The sequence below is a fragment of the Frankia sp. BMG5.60 genome (assembly GCF_059428125.1).
Window position 1 is genome coordinate 932,534 of the sequence record NZ_CM182091.1, and the last position, 16,840, is coordinate 949,373.

Here is a 16,840-nt window from a genome sequence, read left to right on the forward strand (position 1 = left end):
GCCGGCCGACCTGAGCCACATCACCCCGCCTTGCGCACCGCCCTCGTCGGGTCTATCGGTCCGCCGGTATGCGGTGACGGATACTGCCCGCTTCAGGCCGAACGTTCGGCGACGAACACGAACTCACGCCCTGGGCGGTCCGGTGCCTCCCGCACGTCGAGGACTCTGTAGCCGTTGGCGACCAAGCTCGATTCGACCTCGCCCCGGCTGCGGAACCGCAGGGTCGAGTCCGAGGTGACGACCGCGCCGTCGGCCAGGAAGCGGTAGGTGTATCGGAAGGAGACGAACGGAAGGCTGACGTCGGTGACCTCCAGGCGTCGTTCCACCAGGCCGATGCCCGCAATGTCAAGCGTGACCGGATCGACGTCCACCACCCACTCCTTCCAGGCGTAACCTTCGGGGCGCCTGGTCTCGAAGACGAGATGGCCGTGTGGGCGAAGGGCGGTGTGGATACCCTGGAGGGCCCGGCCCCAGTCGTTGTCGGTAAGAAAGACCTGGGCCACGTTCCCGGTCATCGTCGCCAGGTCCGCGTCGAGCGCCGGCAGTGCCGCGGCATCGCACTGGATCCAGCGGACCCTTCCCGCCCGGTCCTACGACCTCGCGATCCTGAGCGACTCTTCGGCCGGGTCGACGCCCACGACCGTACAGCCGCTTCCGGCGAGCAGGACCGCCAGGGAACCGGTGCCGCAACCGACGTCGAGCACAAGACTCGCGGTCAACTCGGCGGCGGTCTCAAGGTAGGCGGCCAAGTCGTCACGGTCTCCATCGAAGGAGTCGTATACACGTGCGAGGAGAGGGTGGGCAAAGATCGGATCCGGCATCCAGGGACCATACCCACCGTCAAGCGCCCTGACGGAGGGTTCGACTCCATATCTCTGTCCGCTCAAACCGATATTCGGTTCCGACTATGCCAGCGGGATGGCACGAATACGAGCGGCTGCCGCCGGGAGAAGCGGCCCGATGATCGACGGCGGCGATGCACATGCGTAGGACAGGGCGTTGACCGGAAATGGTCGCAGGGGAGGCAGGTTGAACACGATCGACCCGCAGATCTTCCGGGCAATCATGTGATCCACCACCGCGCGAGTCACTGCCCATGATCCGGCGATGTTCGTCTGCAGCACCCGGGCGGCGTCCGCCACGCAGGGCGATGCCGCCCCGGCGGGGGCGGCATCAGGCAGGCGACGCGGCCGGGGAGGTGGAGCCGGTGGCCGGCGAGGGCTCCCACAGCGTGTCGGGGTAGGTGCGCCGCAGCTCGGGGGCGATGTCGGCGGCGAACCATTCGAGCTGCTCGCGCTGCCAGGCGACCGGCAGGGAGTCGACGCCGATGCCGGTGAGCTGCTGGCCGTACAGCTCGGTGAACCGGTGGATCTTGTCGAGGACCTGCTGCGGGCTGCCGACGAGCGCCGAGCCCTGCTCGATGAACTCCTCCAGCTCCCAGAACGGGGAGTTGTTGTGCTTCGCGGCGGGGGTGGCGCGCTGGGCGTTCCAGAACGGCCGGTACGCCTCGAGGGCCTCCTGCGAGGTCCTGCGGATGAGCAGGGCCGGGAATCCGCTGCCGACCAGGGGCTCCCCCGCATGGCCGTGCTCGGCCCAGCGCTGGCGGTAGTGGTCGATGAGGTCCTGGTACTGGGCCACCCTGAAGAACCCGTTGGCCGAGTACAGCGGGTCGCCGTGCTTCGCGGCCAGCTCCGTCGACTTCCGGCTCGTCGCGCTGCCGTGCCAGACCCGGATCGTCGGCTGGTAGGGGCGCGGCTGCGTCGTGAGGTCGGCCAGGGGCTCCCGGTAGCGCCCGGACCAGGTCACGCTCTCCTTCGACCACAGCAGGCGCAGCAGCTCGTACTTCTCGGCGAGCACGTCCCACTGCTCGGCCGGGTCGAGCCCGAAGATCGAGTAGTGCGGCGCGTGGTTGCCCTTCGCGATGACGAGGTCGAGCCGGCCGCCGCTGATGTGGTCGAGCAGCGCGTACTCCTCGGCCACCCGCACGGGGTCGTGAATGCTCAGCACGGTGACCCCGGTGAGCAGGCGGACCCGGCTGGTACGGGCGGCGACCGCGGTCAGCAGCACCGCCGGCGACGAGCACAGGAACGGTGCGCCGTGCCGCTCGCCGATCTGGTAGGCGTCGTAGCCGAGCTGTTCGACCAGTGCCGCCTGGTCCAGGACGCTGGCGAGCTTGTCGTGCTGGCTCATCGTCACGCCCGTGTGCGGGTCCGGAGCATTGACGATCAACGAGAGCACGACGAACTTCACGACTGTCAGCATACCGATCGGTCAGGTTGGTTTTCTCCCGAACGCCACATCCACGCTGCCAGGACGAGGCGCGGACGGCGTGGCGCGGCGCGACCGGGCCCGCGCACGTCGGGCCGACCGCGGCCGGCCGTGCGCTAGAGTAACCGCATGCCCGCGCGCCGGAGTCTCTGGTGGGCCGCCACATCGGCGGTCCACACCCAGCGCGCGTAATCCACACGCACGCGGCCGCCCACTCCGGCGGCCGCCATCGTCACCTCGGCACGGCGAGGGACGGCCGTCGACCCCGACGGCCCGCCCGACCCCACGAGGAAAAGACCATGGATCTGCTCCGTTCCTTGCTCGCCGCCACCACCGCCGGCGGCGAACCCGGTCCGTTCGCGCTGCTGCGCCGCGAGGGCGCCGACCATCTCGACGTGCTGCGCGGCGAACTCGACGTCGTCGACCGGCTCGCCGACCTCCCCCTGCCCGCAGGCCCCGCGGGGCCGCGCACGCTCGCCCTCGTGCCCTACCGCCAGCTCAGCGAGCGCGGCCTGACCTGCGTCGACGACGCGATGCCGCTGGAATTCCTGCGCGTCGACGACCACGAACGAGTCCCGCTCGCGACGGCCCTCGCCGCGCTGCCCGGCCGTGCCGTCACCGCCACCGGCGGGCATTTCGACCTGAGCGACGAGCGGTACGCCGAGACCGTCGAGACGGTGCTGCGGGAGGAGATCGGCCGCGGCGAGGGCGCGAACTTCGTCATCCACCGCGTCTACACCGCCAGCCTCGACACCCCGCCACTGGTCGCCGGGCTCGCCGCGCTGCGCCGGTTGCTGCTCGGCGAGCGCGGCGCCTACTGGACGTTCCTCGTCCACACCGGGACCCGGACGCTGGTGGGCGCCACGCCGGAGCGGCATGTCAGCGTCGACGGCGGGCTCGTGATGATGAACCCGATCAGCGGCACCCACCGGCTGCCCGCCACCGGCCCGGACACCGCGGCGCTGCTGCGTTTCCTCGCCGATCCGAAGGAGATCGACGAGCTGTACATGGTGCTCGACGAGGAGCTGAAGATGATGGCCCGGGTCGCCGAGCACGGCGGCGAGGTCATCGGTCCGCAGCTCAAGCAGATGGCCCACCTCGTGCACACCGAGTACCTGCTCGCCGGCCGCGGTGACGCCGACGTGCGCGAGGTGCTGCGCGAGACGATGTTCGCCCCGACCGTCACCGGCAGCCCGCTGGACAACGCCCTGCGGGTCATCGCCCGCCACGAACGCCGGGGACGGCGCTACTACGGCGGAGTGTGCGCCCTGCTCGGCCGCGACGAGGCCGGCGGACAGACCCTCGACGCCCCGATCCTCATCCGCACGGCGGAGATCACCTCCGACGGGCGGCTGCGGGTGCCTGTCGGGGCGACGCTGGTCCGCCACTCCACCGCCGCCGGCGAGGTCGCCGAGACCTACACCAAGGCCGCCGGCGTACTCGCCGCCCTCGGCCTGCGCCCGCCCGCCGGCCCCCTCCCCACCGGCGCCTTCACCGCCGGCACCTTCACCGCCGAGGGCGACGCCACCAGCGGCGAGTCCACCGAGCGCGACGACGAACCCCGGGCCGACCGTGCTCCCGACTCGCGGCGAGGCCTCGGCCTGCCCACGCCGGGCCGTCCGCACGTACCGCTTGCGGCCGATCCGCGGATAGCGGGGGCGCTCGCCGCCCGCAACACGCACCTCGCCCCCTTCTGGCTCCGGCGGCGCGAGCCGGAGGCGGCCGCGGTGCCCGCACTGACCGGCCGCAGCGCCCTGATCGTCGACGCCGAGGACAGTTTCACCGGCATGCTCGCCCACCTGCTGCGCGAGCTCGGCCTCGCGGTCACCCTCCGGCCGTGGCAGCAGGCGGCGGGGCAGCAGGCGGCAAAGCACCCGGAGACAGGGCACCCGGAGGCAGGGCACCTGGAGGCAGGGCACCTGGAGGCAGGGCACCCGGAGGCAGGGCACCCGGAGCCCAACCCCGACCACGGTGCGGACGGTGGCGACCCCGTCGGCACCCAGTTCGACCTGGTGGTGGCCGGGCCTGGACCCGGCGACCCCAACGACGCATCCGACGCGAAGATGGCGGCCATGCGGCGGGTGATCGCGGATCGGCTCGCGGCGCGGCGGCCGCTGCTCGGCGTCTGCCTCGGCCACCAGTTGCTCGCCGGGCTGCTCGGGCTGCGGTTGCACCGGCGCGATGCCCCGTACCAGGGGCTCGCGCGCACCATCGACCTGTTCGGCCGGCCGCGGCGGGTCGGGTTCTACTCGACCTTCACCGCGATCGCCGGCACCGGCGAGCTCGCCACCGCTCATGGGCCGGTCCGGTTGGCCCTCGACCGTGCCGACGGATCGGTGCACGCGCTGCGCGGGGCGGCGTTCACCGGGGTGCAGTTCCATCCGGAGTCGGTGCTCAGCGAGGACGGCCTGACGGTCCTGCGCGAGCTGCTCACCGAGCTGCTGACATCCTCGGGCGCGCCGGCGCCCCGGGCCGCCGCCACGAGCCTCGGCGCGGCATCGGCCTTCGGCAGCGGGTCCGGGACGGGCCTCGACGAGTAGTTCGGATCGGCCCGGTGACCGGGGGTGGTCCACGCGCTGCTGGTCGCCTCGGTCTGCGGCTCCGTCACGACCTCGTGACCGGCGCCGACCGCCGGAGGCCGGCGCGGGGGATGATCCGCGGACATGGTCACCATCAGGGCAGCGCACCCGTCCGACGCGGCGGGCATCCGGGCGGTCTACGCACCGTTCGTCGCCGGATCGCCGTCGACCTTCGAGGAGGAGCTCCCGACGCTGGCGGACCTCCACGCGCGGATGCTCGCCTCTCCCCGCCGGCCGTGGCTGGTCGCCGAGGTCGACGGGGAGATCGCCGGCTACGCCTACGCCGGCGCGCACCACCCGCGGGCGTCCTACCGCTGGTCGGTGGACACGTCGGTCTACCTGGCCGCCGCGCACCACCGGCGCGGGCTCGGTCGCCGCCTGTACGACGAGCTGATCGCGCAGGTGCGGGCGCTGGGCTACCTCAACCTGTACGCGTGCATCACGCTTCCGAACGCGGCGAGCGTCGCGCTGCACACCGCGGTGGGCTTCCGGCCCATCGGGGTGTTCCCCCACGTGGGGTACAAGCTCGGCGCCTGGCACGACGTCGGCTGGTTCGGGCTGCCCCTGGTCGACGAGCACCCCGCCGACCCCGCCGAGCCACGCCCCTGGCGGCCCGAGGGCGCGCCGGCCGCCCCCTGACGGCAGAACCATCGGAACACTGTGGGTGGGCAGAACGGGGTTGGGCACGATCGGTTGGGCACGGGTCGGCGGATCGGCGGGTCGGCGGATTGGCCGGTCGGCGGGGTCGGACGGCGGGTGTCGGGCGGAGGGCGAAAGGGTCGTGCGGGCGGTGGGGATGGTGCTGCATCCGCGGCGGGACTCGGCCGAGGCCGTCGGGGCGGTCCTCGACTGGGCCGCGGAGCGGGACGTGACCGTGCTCGGCATCGGCGGCGAGATCGAGCGGCTTCGGTGCACCGCGGTGGCGGTGCCCGCCGAGGAGTTGGCCGAGCGTAGCGACCTGCTGGTCAGTCTCGGCGGGGACGGGACGATGCTGCGCGCGATGCGGTTGGCCGACGGCCGGACGGCTCCCGTGCTCGGGGTGAACCTGGGCCGGCTCGGCTTTCTCGCGGAGGTCGACGTACCGGAGCTGGCGGCGGCGCTGTCGGCGATCGACCACGACGAGTACACGGTGGAGCCCCGCCTCGCCGTCGACGCGCGGATCGGCGCGGCGACCGTGAGCGCCTTCAACGACGTCGCCGTCGTCCGGGTACCGGGGTACGGCGGCAGTGCGGCGGTGGCACTGCGGGTCGACGGCCGGCCCTTCGTCCGCTATGCCGCCGACGCCGTCGTCGTGTCGACCCCGGCGGGCTCGACGGCGTACAGCTTCTCGGCCGGCGGGCCGATCGTCAGCCCGTCCGTGGAGGCGCTGCTGGTCACCCCGGCCGCGCCGCACTCGGCGTTCAACCGGGGGGTGGTGCTGTCCGTGCGGGACGTCCTCGCCCTCGACGTGCTGCCCGGCAGCGCCCGCCTCGCCGTCGAGGTCGACGGCCGGGTGCACGACTACCTGGAGGCCGGCGCGACGGTCGAGCTGCGCCCACGGCCCGGCGCGGCGGGGGTCGTCCGCCTCGGCCGGACGACCTTCTACGAGCGGGCCGCCCGCAAGCTGCGCCTCGCCGGCTCCGCCGAGGTCGACGGCCCCCGGCCCGGCCCGACCTGACGCCCCGGCCCCGTCGGGTCGCGTCAGCGGGCAGGTCGGATCAGGGAACGGCTCCGGTCCGCGGGCGGCTCCGGTCCGCGGGCGGGTCGGGTCAGCGGGCGGGTCGGGTCAGCGGCCAGCGGTCCAGCGGCGGTCGGACTCGTCCCAGGCCTCGTTGCGGTCGTCCAACCGCTGCCGCCAGTGCGCGGCCTGCTCGGCGCTGTCGTAGGGACCGAGGCGACGGTGTCCCGGCGCGTCCGGCGGGTTCTCCGGACGCCCGTGGTCGAGACACCACCACCAGCCGGTCGGATTCCACGCCGAGCTGTCCGCCGCCCGACCACGGCCCCGACCGGACACTCGCTGCAACCACCTGAACATGTCTCGATCAGTACCCCGGATCGCCCCGCGTCCACCCCCGGGCAACCGGTCGAGTCCGGGAACCCGCGCGCCTAGTATTCGACCTATTTGCGGTCTGGCCCATTTCGGCAGCCCTGCGCGCCCCGGGAGTCGCCTCATGCCCGTCGACGGAGAACCACCCGCCCCGATCCGCTCCCCCGCGGGGCTCGCCGCGCTGCTCGGTGTGCGGATCCCCATCGTCCAGGCGCCGATGACCTACATCGCCGGGGCCCAGCTCGCCGCGGCCGTGTCGAACGCCGGCGCGCTCGGCGTCATCGAGACGACCTCGACGCAGGGCCGCGAGGACCTCAAGCGGGTCCGCGACCTCACCGACGCGCCGGTCGCGGCGAACATCGCGCTGGCCGCGCGCAACGACCCGTCCACCGTCGACGTGCTCGCCGACGCCGGCATCCGCACCGTGATCACCTCCGCCGGCGACCCCAGGGTGATGACCGGGGGGCTCCAGGACGCCGGGATGACCGTGTTCCACGTCGTCGGCAGCCTGCGCAACGCGCTCAAGGCCGCGGACGCGGGCGTCGACGGCGTGATCGTCGAGGGCGTCGAGGGCGGCGGGTTCAAGAACCCGCAGGCCGCGTCGACCCTCGTCCTGCTGCCCCTGGTCGCCTCCCGGGTCGACCTGCCGATCATCGCCGCCGGCGGGATCTGCGACGGGCCGTCGATGGCCGCGGCGCTCGTCCTCGGCGCGCAGGGCGTGCAGATGGGCACGCGGATGCTGACCTCCGCGGAGTCGCCGATCCACGACAACCTCAAGAACGCCGTCGTCGACGCGGACGAGACGGGAACCGTGATGCTGTCGGTGCGGGGGCTGCCGACCATGCGGGTCCTGCGCACCCCCACCGCCGAGCGGGCCCTGGCCGCGGGCCGCTCCGACGTGGGCCTTGACGGCATCCCGACGCTCTACTTCGCCGGCGACCTGGCGGCCAGCATGGCGAACACGGGCCAGGTGGCCGGGCGGATCGGGCGGGTCGAGGCGGTCGCCGACATCATCGGCCAGACGTGGGCGGGCGCCCGCGCCGCGCTCGACGACGCCCGCGCCCGCCTCGACGCCTGACCACCTGAACGTCCGGGCTCAGAGCTCGGCGGCCGCCGGGATGAGGCGCTCGCCGAGCAGCTCCAGCGGGCGCAGCGTGTCCACGCCCGGCACCGACCCGTGGTAATGGGTGACGCCGAGCCCGGCCAACCGCTGGATCTCACCGAGCAGGGCGTCGATCTTCTCGCCGCCGGGCCCGGGGTCGAGCGGGCCGATCACCGTCTTCTCGATCTCGTCGTAGTCCCGCCCGACGTCCTGGCAGTGCGCGCGCAGCACGTCGAGCTTGTGCTCGACGTCGGGACCGGCGAACAGGTTGCAGGCCTGCGCGTAGCGCGCGACCAGGCGCAGGGTCTTCTTCTCGCCACTGCCGCCGATGAGGATCGGCGGGTGCGGCCGGCGCACCGGCGCCGGCACGTTGAGGGTGCGCTCGAGCTGGTAGTGCCGGCCGCTGTAGGGGGCGTCCTTGCCGCTCCACATCTGCAGAACGATCTCCAGCGCCTCCTCGAGACGCTCGAAGCGTTCGGCGGTCGGCGGGAACGGCAGGCCGAGACCGCGCGCCTCCGGCTCGTTCCAGGCGGCGCCGATGCCGAGCCAGGCCCGGCCCTCGGACAGCACGTCCAGCGTGGTCACGAGCTTCGCGAGCAGACCGGGCTCCCGGTAGACGACCGCGGTCACCCAGGCGAGCAGCTCGATGCGGGTCGTGCGCGCGGCCAGGTAGCCGAGCGTCGTGTAGGCCTCGAGCATGTCGTGCTCGGGCGGGCCGATCATGCCGATCTGCCAGACGTGGTCCATGACGCTGAGCTTCGCGAAGCCCGCGTCCTCGGCCGCGACCGCCACGCGCGTGAGGTCCTGCGCGAGGGTCTGTGGCCCGCCGGACCAGGTGAAGTCGGAGACGTGCAGCCCGATTTCCATGGCCGTCCTTCCCGTCGGATGGGACCGGTCCCGGCGCGTGCGGCGCGCCGGTGGGGCGGAGGTATTGGGAGATCTCGGAGTACTGGAGGATCCTCCGCTTACGACCCTACCGCCGTTCGCGACGCAGCCCCGCCCCGGGCGGTCTGCGCCGCAACCGGCTCGGCGCCGAGCTCAGCCGAGGACGACGACGAGCTTCCCGCGCACGTGGCCGGCCTCGCTGATCCGGTGCGCCTCGCCGAGCTCGGCGAGCGGCAGGGCTCGGGCGACCGGCATGGTGAGCCGGCCCGCGGCCGCGAGCGTCGCAGCCTCCCGCAGCGAGTAGAAGGCCCGCCCCTCCGCCCCGGTGGTGAACCGGACGCCGTGGTCCGCCGCGGTGGCGTCACCGATGGACACCACCCGGTCCGGGCTGCCGGTCAGCGTGATCAGGTCCGGGAGCGCGCCCTCGCCCGACACCGCGAGGGCGGCGTCGACCCCGTCCGGGGCCAGCGAGCGGACCCGGTCGACCAGACCCGGGCCGTAGTCCGTCGCCGCCGCACCGAGCGAGCGCAGGTACTCCTGGTTGTCCCGGCTGGCCGTGCCGATCACCCGCGCCCCGCGCGCCTGCGCGAGCTGCACGGCGGCGAGCCCGACGCCGCCGGCCGCGCCGTTGACGAGCAGCGTCGTCCCGGCCGACTCCGCCCCGCCCGCCGACTCCGCCCCGCCCGCCGACTCCGCCCCGGCCGCCGACTCCAGACCAGCCGACTCCAGACCAGCCGGCTCCTGACCAGCGGAGATGCCAAGCAGGTCAAGGCCGCGCGCGGCGGTCTCGACGGCCATCGCCAGGCCGCCGGCCTGCGCCCAGGTCAGCTCGGGCGGCTTCGGCGCCCACTCGTCGAGCACGGCGTACTCGGCGGAGGCGTTCTGCGCCGCGCCGAACACCTCGTCACCGACCGACACGCCCTCGACGCCGGCGCCGACCTCGTCGACCACGCCCGCGGCCTCCAGGCCCGGGATGTGCGGCAGCGGCACGGGGATGGTGCGCAGGGTCGAGCCGTTGCGGATCTTCCAGTCGACCGGGTTCACCCCGGCCGCGCGCACCGCGATCCGGATCTGCCCCGGCCCCGCGTGCGGCTGCGGCACGTCGACCAGGTGGAGGACCTCGGGGCCGCCGGTCTCCTCGAAACTCATCGCCTTCATGCGAGCATCCTCGTTGTCCATGCCCCCATTCTGGTCCCGCTCCCCTCCGTGCCCCTCCGCGCCGGTCGGCGCCGGTCCGCGTCCGCGTGCCGAAGACGCGACCGCCCGCGGCCTCGCCGGTCGCATCCTCGCCGGTCGCATCCTCGCCGGCCCGCACTCCCCGGCGGCCACATCCTCGCCGGTCCGGGACCGGGGCGGCGGGAACCTGCGCGCGTCGCCCCCGCTGCGCACCCGGCCGGGCCTCGGCGGGCGGAGACCGCCAGTCATATTTCAAGTTTCTGACACGATGTATTCCTGTAACTCAACAGACTTCACTATCGAGATGATCGGCCCGGCTCGACGCAAGTCCCCTGCCAGCCCTCGATACCCGGCATTCCGGCGGGCCGCCGTCGTCGCGAGCCCGACTCGCCCAGCCGGGTAGGTGCCACTACCACACCGGAGCGGATCGCATACTCTGACATAGATGTCCGAGAACGAGATCCTCCGACGGGCCAGCTACGGTCCGACCAGCCCCGTGGTCGGCGCGCGCGGCACCCGCACTCGTGCGCGCATCGTGACGGCGGCGCTGGACCTGTTCGAGTCGCAGGGCTTCCACGGGACGTCGGTCGACGAGATCGCCACCGCGGCCGGTGTCTCGCGCGCCACCCTCTACCAGTACTTCGAGAGCAAGGAGACGATATTCGTCGAGCTGCTCAACGAGTGCGGCGGCGCCCTCATGCGGGTCGTGCGCCGGATCGGTCCGCTCGGGCCCACCGCTCTCGGCTTCGACAATCTGCACTGGTGGCTCGGCGAGTGGGCCTGGGTCTACGACAAGTACGCCACGATGTTCGTGCAGTGGGCGAACGTCGACTCGCCGCGCACGTCGCTCCGGCCGATGATCAGCGGCTTTCTGGAGTCGTACTATGACCGGATCGCCGAGCGCCTGGTCTCCTCACAGGTCGAGGGCATCGACCCCGTCGACGCCGCGATGACGCTCACCACCCTGGTGAACCGGTTCAACTACTTCCGGCACAGCGGTTTCGGGGACGGGCTGCCGGTCGAGAAGCTCGTCGACAACCTCGCCGTCGTGCTCCAGCTCATCCTGTTCCCGCACACCCCGGCCAGCGCCTTCGCGCAGCTCGGAGCCGAGTCGGTCGGGTCCGCGCACGCTCGCCGCCCGGTGCGTCGCCTCCCGCTGGCCGCGGTCCCGTCCCCGCCGGTGCCCGAGGTGACCGAGCGGTTCGCGTCCCTGAGCCCGCGGGCGTCGGCGACCGTCAGGCAGATCCTCGACGCCGGCATCCAGTGCTTCGCCGAGCGCGGCTACCACCTCTCGTTCGTCGACGACATCGTCGCGACGGCCGGCCTGGCCCGCGGCACCTTCTACAAGTACTTCGACGAGAAGCTGGACCTGCTGCTGGCGCTGAGCGCCGAGGCGTCGGCGGTCAGCACCCGCCTCGGCGTCGAGATCCGCGGCATCACGCTCGGCCCGGAGGGTCTCGGCCGGCTGCGCGGCTGGCTCGCCGACTTCGTCGCGTTCCACCTGCGCTACGTCGGGGTCACCCGGACCTGGATCGAGTCGGCGCCGCAGGACCCCCGCCTGGACGTGGTGCGCCGCCAGGTGGGGCACGAGATGTGGGCCGACTACGCGGCCCTGCTCGAGCAGGTGGAGCGGGCCTATCCCCTCGACCTCGACGTCGCCGGCCTGGTGTTCTTCTGCCTGCTCGAACGGCTGCCGGACACCGCCGTCAACATGGCCCCGCCGAAGACCCCCGACGAGGCCGCCGCGCTGCTGGGCACCGTCATCGAGCGGGGCCTGCTCAACGGCCGACCAATCGGCCACGCCGCGGCCTGACGCACCCCGCCAACGCTACTGCGCGCGGGCGAGCACGCGACGGGCGGCGACGGCCAGCGCCTCGTCGATCATCTCGCCGTCGAGACCGACCGCGCCGGCGCCGCGACGATGCGCGTCCGCCAGCGCCGCGAGCACCGCCCGGGCGCGGGCGACCTCCTCGGGACCGGCGGTGAACGTCTCCCGCACGGTGCCGATCTGCGCCGGGTGGATGACCCACTTGCCGTCGTAACCCAGCTCGCGGGCATGCTCGGCGGCCGCGCGCAGCCCGGCGTCGTCCGCGGTGCCGAGGTAGGGCCCGTCGATGGCCCGCAGGCCGTTCGCGCGGGCGGCGGTGAGCACCTGGTCCTGGACGTACAGCCAGCGCTGCGGCGGTGTGCTCGGGGCCCGGCCCAGCGACGCGCCGAGGTCGGCGTACCCGAGGATCAGGCCCTCCAGCCGGCCGCCGTGCGCGGCGATCTCCGCCACTCGGGACAGGCCCTCGGCGTTCTCGATCAGCGCCTGCACCCGAACGGGTGCCGTGCGCCCCGTGGCCGCGGTGATCCCGTCGAGCAGCCGCTCGACGAAGGCGAGATCGCCCGCGTCCGACACCTTGGGGATGACGAGTGACAACGGCCCGTCGCCGGCCGCCACGCAGGCCGCGATGTCGAGATGGCACCACGGCGACCGGATCGCGTTCACCCGCACGGACACCCCGACCCCGCCCGCCCGGGGCTCCGCGAGGACCTCCGCGAGCACACCGGCGAGCAGCCCGCGGGCGTCATCCTTGCGCTGCGGCGCCACCGCGTCCTCGAGATCGAAGACGAGCTCGTCGGCGCCCCGGTCGAAGGAGCGCAGGATCCGCTTCTCCTCCGTCGCGGGCACCGACAGGATCGCCCGGCAGCGACCCGCACCCGCGCCCCCGCCCGGCCCATCGCTCCCCGGACCCGCCACGCCGCCCAGCCCACCGGGCCCCGGACCCGCCACGCCGCCCGGCCCATCGGGCCCCGAACCCGCGGGGCCACCGTCGGCGCTGCCCGTGATCCGCCCCTCGTCGTGCTGCCCCGCAGGGTGTCCCGACACTTCACCACTCCCTCGGACCTGGCGCGCCGGCCGCCCACAGCCGTGACGTGTTCGTCAGACGCACGATACATTTCCGCCCGGTTCGCCGGCTGCTCCGGCCGGTCGGCACCCGCTGCCGACGATCGACGCCAGCGCGCCCCGGCGGCCCGCCGCCCTACACCGCCACCCTCCCGCTTGCCGACGCCAGCCGACTTCCCACCGGTCCCGGCTTGCCTGCTCTCCTCGCTTGCCGCCGGCTCCGGTCCGCCGTCCCTCTCCGGCTGCCGCCACCGACCGCCCGTGCCGACGCGACTGACGCCGAGCCGCGTGTACGAGCCGTCAGAGATGGGCGCCGACCCCTTGCAGATCCTGCCACATGTGGCATAACGTGCCACGTGTGGCAGGTCACGCCGTCCCTGTTGCCGGACGGGGCGGCGCGGCCGCCATTCACGACATTCCGCCCGGGGCGGCCGGCGGGCAACCGGATGACGGTGCCTGCGGCGGCCCCACCCGCCCGGCCCCCGTGCCGGCTTCACGCGAGGAGTCCCGATGACGTTGGACCTGAAGGCAGCCGCTTCGACGCTGAACGGGCTGCGGCCGTTCCCCGTGGCGGTCACCACCATCCTGAACGGCCGGGCAAACGGCCTGATGTCGCTGTCGGCCGGCGCCGCGAGCATCGTGCCCGAGGCGCCGCGCGTGACGATCAGCCTCACGAAGTACAACCTGACCCACGACCTGGTCCTCGAGTCCGGCGTCTTCGCCATGCACCTGCTGGCGGCGACCCCGGAGGAGCAGTTCGCGATCTCCCTCGACATCCTCATGGGCCTGGGCGGGAGCTCCGGCCGCGACGGGGACAAGATCAGCCAGTTCCGGACGAAGCCGGGCGTCACCGGTACCCCGATCCTGCTCGACGCGCTCAGCTACGTCGAGGGACGGGTCGTGCACTCCCTCGACATCGACGAGAGCACACTGTTCGTCGCCGACGTCGTCGCCGCGGAGCAGCTCCACGACGGCGAGCGGCTGCGCGTCGGCCCGGCGTGGGGCGCCCTGCCCAAGGAGTGGATCGAGCAGTACGACCGCAACCACCACCCCCAGCTCGAGAGCGCGCGCAAGTACCGCGAGCAGGCGAAGTCCTAGGCCCCGGGCCCGGCCTCACCGCCGGGCCGCCGGGCCGCCACCCCCATCGACCCGATCACGGGAGTGTGAGTGAGCGACAAGCACGAGCTTCTGGTCAGCCAGTTCCTCGACCGGTTGGTCGAACGGGACTATGACGCGGCGGCCGCCTACGTCGCCACGGACGCCCGCTACCACGTCAGCGCGTGGCAGCCGGCGGTCGTCGGACGTCCGGCCATCCGCGCGGAGTTCGACCGTCAGGCTGCCCTTTACTCGGCGTTCCAGTACGAGCTGGTCACGGTGGCCTCGACCGACTCCGTGGTCTTCACCGAACGACTCGACAGCCTCACCATGGGCGGACGGTCCGTCGTCCTGCACTGGTGCGGGGTGTTCACGTTCGACGCCGACGGCCTGATCTCCGTCATCCGCGACTACTACGACATCAAGGAGCTGGAGCAGGCCCTGGCGCCAGCCTGACGCAGCGCCCCGCGCCCGGCGCGGACATGCAGACGCGATCCCCGTGTACGGCCGTCGAGGCGTCCGGTACGCGGGGATTCGTCGTCTGAGGTCGCGGCTGGGCCGAGCCCCGTACCCCAGCCTCGGCACGCTGTCTGGCAGCGAAGCGGCCGCCGGGGCTCGCACCTCTAACCGCGACCGGGCGTCCCTGTGCCGTCCGGGGCCGGTCCGGGGCCCAGGCCGCGGCCGAGCAGGTCGAGCGCGTCGAGCAGGTGCGCCCGCAGGCTGCCCCGGCGCGCCGCCCAGCGGCGGGAACCGACGACGAGCGCGGTGGCGGCGCTGATCCCGGCCAGCTCCGGCCACAGGTCGTCCGCGGCGAGCCCCGCCCGCACGGCCAGGGCCTCGGTGAGCATCGGACTGGTGACGGTGACGACGAGCTGCTGGACCCGCTCGTTGCCGTAGCTGTGGGCCATAGCGCGCTGCCAACGGCGCAGGTAGTCGTTGGTCTCCCCGGTCAGCGCGTCGACGGCGTTGCGCAACGCCGCGAACGGCGCCTCCGCCGGCGGGCGGCGGGCGGTCTCCTCGGCGATCGCCGTCGCGAGACGGACCGGCAGCGCGGTAAGGATCATCTCCTTGCCCGGGTAGTACCGGTAGAAGCTGCGCACCGACACCCCGGCGGCGGCCGCGATCTGCTCGACGGTCACCTCGTCCATCGGCCGGGTCGTGAACAGCTCCAGCGCGGCCTGTTCGATGAGGTCCGCCGCCATCGCGCGGCGCCGGATCGCCAGGGTCGCGGACAACCGCCCGTTCCCGGCCGTGTCGACCGGTGGGACCCGGCCGGTCCCGGCCGCCTCGTCCGCCGGGCGGACCCGATCATTTCCGGCCGCCACGTCCACCGGGCGGATCCGGCTGTTGCCGCCCGCGTCCACCGGAGGTGTCACGCCGCCGCCCCGGGGCCGGACTCCGCACGCACCGGCACGCGGACCTCCACCGTCTCGAATCCCCCTCGTCGGACCCCGTCAGCCGCCCACCGGCGCCGCCGGCATGGTCGTGATGCGGCCGTCGCACCGGTCGTCACCACGGCCAGGCCTCTATCGTACGGAGGGCGATCCCATTGCCCCGCGGGCCGGACCCGCCCTCGACCGCCGCCCGTCACCTGCCGCCCGCGGCCCGCCGCCCGCCGCCTGTGGCCGGGCTGGCTAGCGGACGAGGGCGGCGAGGGCGGTGCCGATCCGCTCGATGTCCTCTCGGAAGGCGGCCAGGCTGCGGCTGGTCGGCTCGATGGTGATCCATGTGACGCCGGCGTCCTCGTATGCCCGGTAGGACGCCGCGACGGCGCGGGCGAAGGCGTCGACGTCCGGCAACAGCTCGGCCTCGTAGGGCACGAACGACACGTCCAGCGGGGCCGCCCCGGCCTCGGCGCGCCGGTCCTGCACACCGCGCACGGCCTCGGCCAGGGCCGCCACGTCCTCCATCGGCGGCGTCTTGGTGATCTTCGCGACGGCGACGGACTGCCCCATCGGCATCCAGCCGTCGGCGAGGGTGACCGCGCGCCGCCGCGCCGCGTTGCTGTTGCCGCCGATCCAGATCGGCGGGCCCCCGGCCTGCGCCGGGCCGGGCAACGAGGTGTGCCCGTGCAACGGGAACGTCGGGTCGTCCCGGTCGACGCTGCGGCCCGTCCACACGGCCCGCATCGCCGGGATGGCCGCGTCCAGCAGACGCCCGCGCTGGGCGAAGTCGGCGCCGAGCGCCTCGAACTCGGTCTTCAGGTAGCCCGCGGCGACGCCCAGGGTGAGGCGCCCGCCGCTGAGCCGGTCCAGGCTCGCCGCGGACTTCGCCAGCAGGTACGGGCTGCGGTAGCCGGCGACCGCGACGTAGGTCATCACCCGCAGCCGGGTCGTCGCCGCGGCCAGGAAGCTCAGCGAGACGAACGGGTCGAACGCGTGATGCCCGCCGTTGCCGAGCCAGGCGTCGTCGGGGATCGGATGCTCGCTCATCGAGACCGCGTCGAAACCGGCCTCCTCCACCAGCCGGCCGACCTCGGCCAGGTCTCCGTCCCCGATCCAGCGGTCGTAGTGCTTCACCGCACGCATCGGGAACATCAGGTTCAGGCGCATGGACACCTTCCGTCGTTGCCTGCCGAGGACCGGGCGGTCCCACGGGCTCTGTTCGTCGTCCACCGGGAACCGGGCAGCCCCGCGGATCGTCGTCCGCCGGGAACCGGCCGGTCCCACGGGTCGATGTCCGTCGAGATCTCGCGCTCCCCGGTCCCGTCCATCCGTCGCCGGCCAGGGCGCGGACGCGCCGCCCGCGGGCTGTTCTGACACGGGCAGCCTGACACGGGTCGGGGGACGCGGGCCGCCACGGCACGCAGGCGCGTCACC

17 protein-coding genes are annotated in these 16,840 nt (G+C 73.5%); 7 read left to right on the plus strand and 10 right to left on the minus strand.

The window, feature by feature from the left end; all coding sequences use genetic code 11:
- Positions 1-92: 92 nt before the first annotated feature.
- The 4 genes from AC5R91_RS03885 to AC5R91_RS03900 form a co-directional block, all read right to left on the minus strand.
- Positions 93-515 carry a hypothetical protein gene (locus AC5R91_RS03885; RefSeq protein WP_495395724.1) on the minus strand — a complete coding sequence of 141 codons (423 nt, stop codon included), beginning with the start codon at positions 513-515 and terminating at the stop codon, positions 93-95.
- A gap of 75 nt (positions 516-590) precedes the next feature.
- Positions 591-821, minus strand: coding sequence for a class I SAM-dependent methyltransferase (locus AC5R91_RS03890; protein WP_495395725.1), 231 nt, complete (start codon positions 819-821; stop codon positions 591-593).
- A gap of 84 nt (positions 822-905) precedes the next feature.
- Positions 906-1,142: a hypothetical protein gene (locus AC5R91_RS03895; protein WP_495395726.1), complete on the minus strand. Its 237-nt coding sequence runs from the start codon at positions 1,140-1,142 to the stop codon at positions 906-908.
- Between the two features lie 31 nt (positions 1,143-1,173).
- Positions 1,174-2,262 carry an LLM class flavin-dependent oxidoreductase gene (locus tag AC5R91_RS03900; protein WP_495395727.1) on the minus strand — a complete coding sequence of 363 codons (1,089 nt, stop codon included), beginning with the start codon at positions 2,260-2,262 and terminating at the stop codon, positions 1,174-1,176.
- A 305-nt stretch (positions 2,263-2,567) separates the two neighbouring features.
- On the opposite strand from AC5R91_RS03900, the gene AC5R91_RS03905 reads away from it, so the two are divergent.
- The 3 genes from AC5R91_RS03905 to AC5R91_RS03915 all read left to right on the plus strand — a co-directional run bounded on the left by AC5R91_RS03905 (position 2,568) and on the right by AC5R91_RS03915 (position 6,504).
- Positions 2,568-4,808, plus strand: a complete 2,241-nt coding sequence (locus AC5R91_RS03905; RefSeq protein ID WP_495395728.1) for a chorismate-binding protein — start codon at positions 2,568-2,570, stop codon at positions 4,806-4,808.
- Positions 4,809-4,931: 123 nt separating this feature from the next.
- Positions 4,932-5,486, plus strand: a complete 555-nt coding sequence (locus tag AC5R91_RS03910; RefSeq protein ID WP_495395729.1) for a GNAT family N-acetyltransferase — start codon at positions 4,932-4,934, stop codon at positions 5,484-5,486.
- 142 nt (positions 5,487-5,628) lie between these two features.
- Positions 5,629-6,504, plus strand: coding sequence for an NAD(+)/NADH kinase (locus tag AC5R91_RS03915; RefSeq protein WP_495395730.1), 876 nt, complete (start codon positions 5,629-5,631; stop codon positions 6,502-6,504).
- Positions 6,505-6,612: 108 nt separating this feature from the next.
- On the opposite strand, the gene AC5R91_RS03920 is transcribed toward AC5R91_RS03915, so the two are convergent.
- A complete protein-coding gene (locus AC5R91_RS03920) occupies positions 6,613-6,861 on the minus strand; it encodes a hypothetical protein (RefSeq protein WP_495395731.1) in 249 nt (82 codons plus the stop codon).
- Positions 6,862-6,997: 136 nt separating this feature from the next.
- Here AC5R91_RS03920 and AC5R91_RS03925 point away from each other — a divergent pair, with 136 nt between their 5' ends.
- Entirely contained in the window at positions 6,998-7,951 is a 954-nt protein-coding gene (locus AC5R91_RS03925) for an NAD(P)H-dependent flavin oxidoreductase (RefSeq protein WP_495395732.1), read from the plus strand.
- An 18-nt stretch (positions 7,952-7,969) separates the two neighbouring features.
- Here the strand turns inward: AC5R91_RS03925 and AC5R91_RS03930 are convergent, their stop codons facing one another.
- Positions 7,970-8,842, minus strand: a complete 873-nt coding sequence (locus tag AC5R91_RS03930) for an LLM class F420-dependent oxidoreductase (RefSeq protein ID WP_495395733.1) — start codon at positions 8,840-8,842, stop codon at positions 7,970-7,972.
- A 171-nt stretch (positions 8,843-9,013) separates the two neighbouring features.
- A complete protein-coding gene (locus tag AC5R91_RS03935) occupies positions 9,014-10,018 on the minus strand; it encodes an NADP-dependent oxidoreductase (RefSeq protein WP_495395734.1) in 1,005 nt (334 codons plus the stop codon).
- 463 nt (positions 10,019-10,481) lie between these two features.
- On the opposite strand from AC5R91_RS03935, the gene AC5R91_RS03940 reads away from it, so the two are divergent.
- Positions 10,482-11,849 (plus strand): TetR/AcrR family transcriptional regulator, encoded by a 1,368-nt coding sequence (locus AC5R91_RS03940; RefSeq protein ID WP_495395735.1) that lies wholly within the window; start codon positions 10,482-10,484, stop codon positions 11,847-11,849.
- A gap of 15 nt (positions 11,850-11,864) precedes the next feature.
- Here the strand turns inward: AC5R91_RS03940 and AC5R91_RS03945 are convergent, their stop codons facing one another.
- Positions 11,865-12,908, minus strand: coding sequence for an HpcH/HpaI aldolase/citrate lyase family protein (locus AC5R91_RS03945; RefSeq protein WP_495395736.1), 1,044 nt, complete (start codon positions 12,906-12,908; stop codon positions 11,865-11,867).
- Positions 12,909-13,436: 528 nt separating this feature from the next.
- Between AC5R91_RS03945 and AC5R91_RS03950 the strand changes: the two genes are divergently transcribed.
- Together AC5R91_RS03950 and AC5R91_RS03955 are read left to right on the plus strand one after the other, a co-directional pair.
- Complete coding sequence (locus AC5R91_RS03950; protein ID WP_044886415.1) at positions 13,437-14,024, plus strand: flavin reductase family protein; 588 nt, start codon at positions 13,437-13,439, stop codon at positions 14,022-14,024.
- A 69-nt stretch (positions 14,025-14,093) separates the two neighbouring features.
- Positions 14,094-14,477, plus strand: coding sequence for a limonene-1,2-epoxide hydrolase family protein (locus AC5R91_RS03955; protein WP_495395737.1), 384 nt, complete (start codon positions 14,094-14,096; stop codon positions 14,475-14,477).
- Between the two features lie 167 nt (positions 14,478-14,644).
- Here AC5R91_RS03955 and AC5R91_RS03960 read toward each other — a convergent pair whose 3' ends face one another.
- Positions 14,645-15,397: a TetR/AcrR family transcriptional regulator gene (locus AC5R91_RS03960; RefSeq protein ID WP_495395738.1), complete on the minus strand. Its 753-nt coding sequence runs from the start codon at positions 15,395-15,397 to the stop codon at positions 14,645-14,647.
- 258 nt (positions 15,398-15,655) lie between these two features.
- Positions 15,656-16,573, minus strand: coding sequence for an LLM class F420-dependent oxidoreductase (locus tag AC5R91_RS03965; protein ID WP_495397889.1), 918 nt, complete (start codon positions 16,571-16,573; stop codon positions 15,656-15,658).
- Positions 16,574-16,840: the final 267 nt, after the last annotated feature.

Coding starts and splice junctions, on each gene's coding strand:
- AC5R91_RS03885 (WP_495395724.1), bottom strand. CDS start 515: ATGACCGGGAACGTGGCCCAGGTCTTTCTTACCGACAACGACTGGGGC.
- AC5R91_RS03890 (WP_495395725.1), bottom strand. CDS start 821: ATGCCGGATCCGATCTTTGCCCACCCTCTCCTCGCACGTGTATACGAC.
- AC5R91_RS03900 (WP_495395727.1), bottom strand. CDS start 2,262: ATGCTGACAGTCGTGAAGTTCGTCGTGCTCTCGTTGATCGTCAATGCT.
- AC5R91_RS03905 (WP_495395728.1), top strand. CDS start 2,568: ATGGATCTGCTCCGTTCCTTGCTCGCCGCCACCACCGCCGGCGGCGAA.
- AC5R91_RS03910 (WP_495395729.1), top strand. CDS start 4,932: ATGGTCACCATCAGGGCAGCGCACCCGTCCGACGCGGCGGGCATCCGG.
- AC5R91_RS03920 (WP_495395731.1), bottom strand. CDS start 6,861: ATGTTCAGGTGGTTGCAGCGAGTGTCCGGTCGGGGCCGTGGTCGGGCG.
- AC5R91_RS03925 (WP_495395732.1), top strand. CDS start 6,998: ATGCCCGTCGACGGAGAACCACCCGCCCCGATCCGCTCCCCCGCGGGG.
- AC5R91_RS03930 (WP_495395733.1), bottom strand. CDS start 8,842: ATGGAAATCGGGCTGCACGTCTCCGACTTCACCTGGTCCGGCGGGCCA.
- AC5R91_RS03935 (WP_495395734.1), bottom strand. CDS start 10,018: ATGAAGGCGATGAGTTTCGAGGAGACCGGCGGCCCCGAGGTCCTCCAC.
- AC5R91_RS03940 (WP_495395735.1), top strand. CDS start 10,482: ATGTCCGAGAACGAGATCCTCCGACGGGCCAGCTACGGTCCGACCAGC.
- AC5R91_RS03950 (WP_044886415.1), top strand. CDS start 13,437: ATGACGTTGGACCTGAAGGCAGCCGCTTCGACGCTGAACGGGCTGCGG.
- AC5R91_RS03965 (WP_495397889.1), bottom strand. CDS start 16,573: ATGCGCCTGAACCTGATGTTCCCGATGCGTGCGGTGAAGCACTACGAC.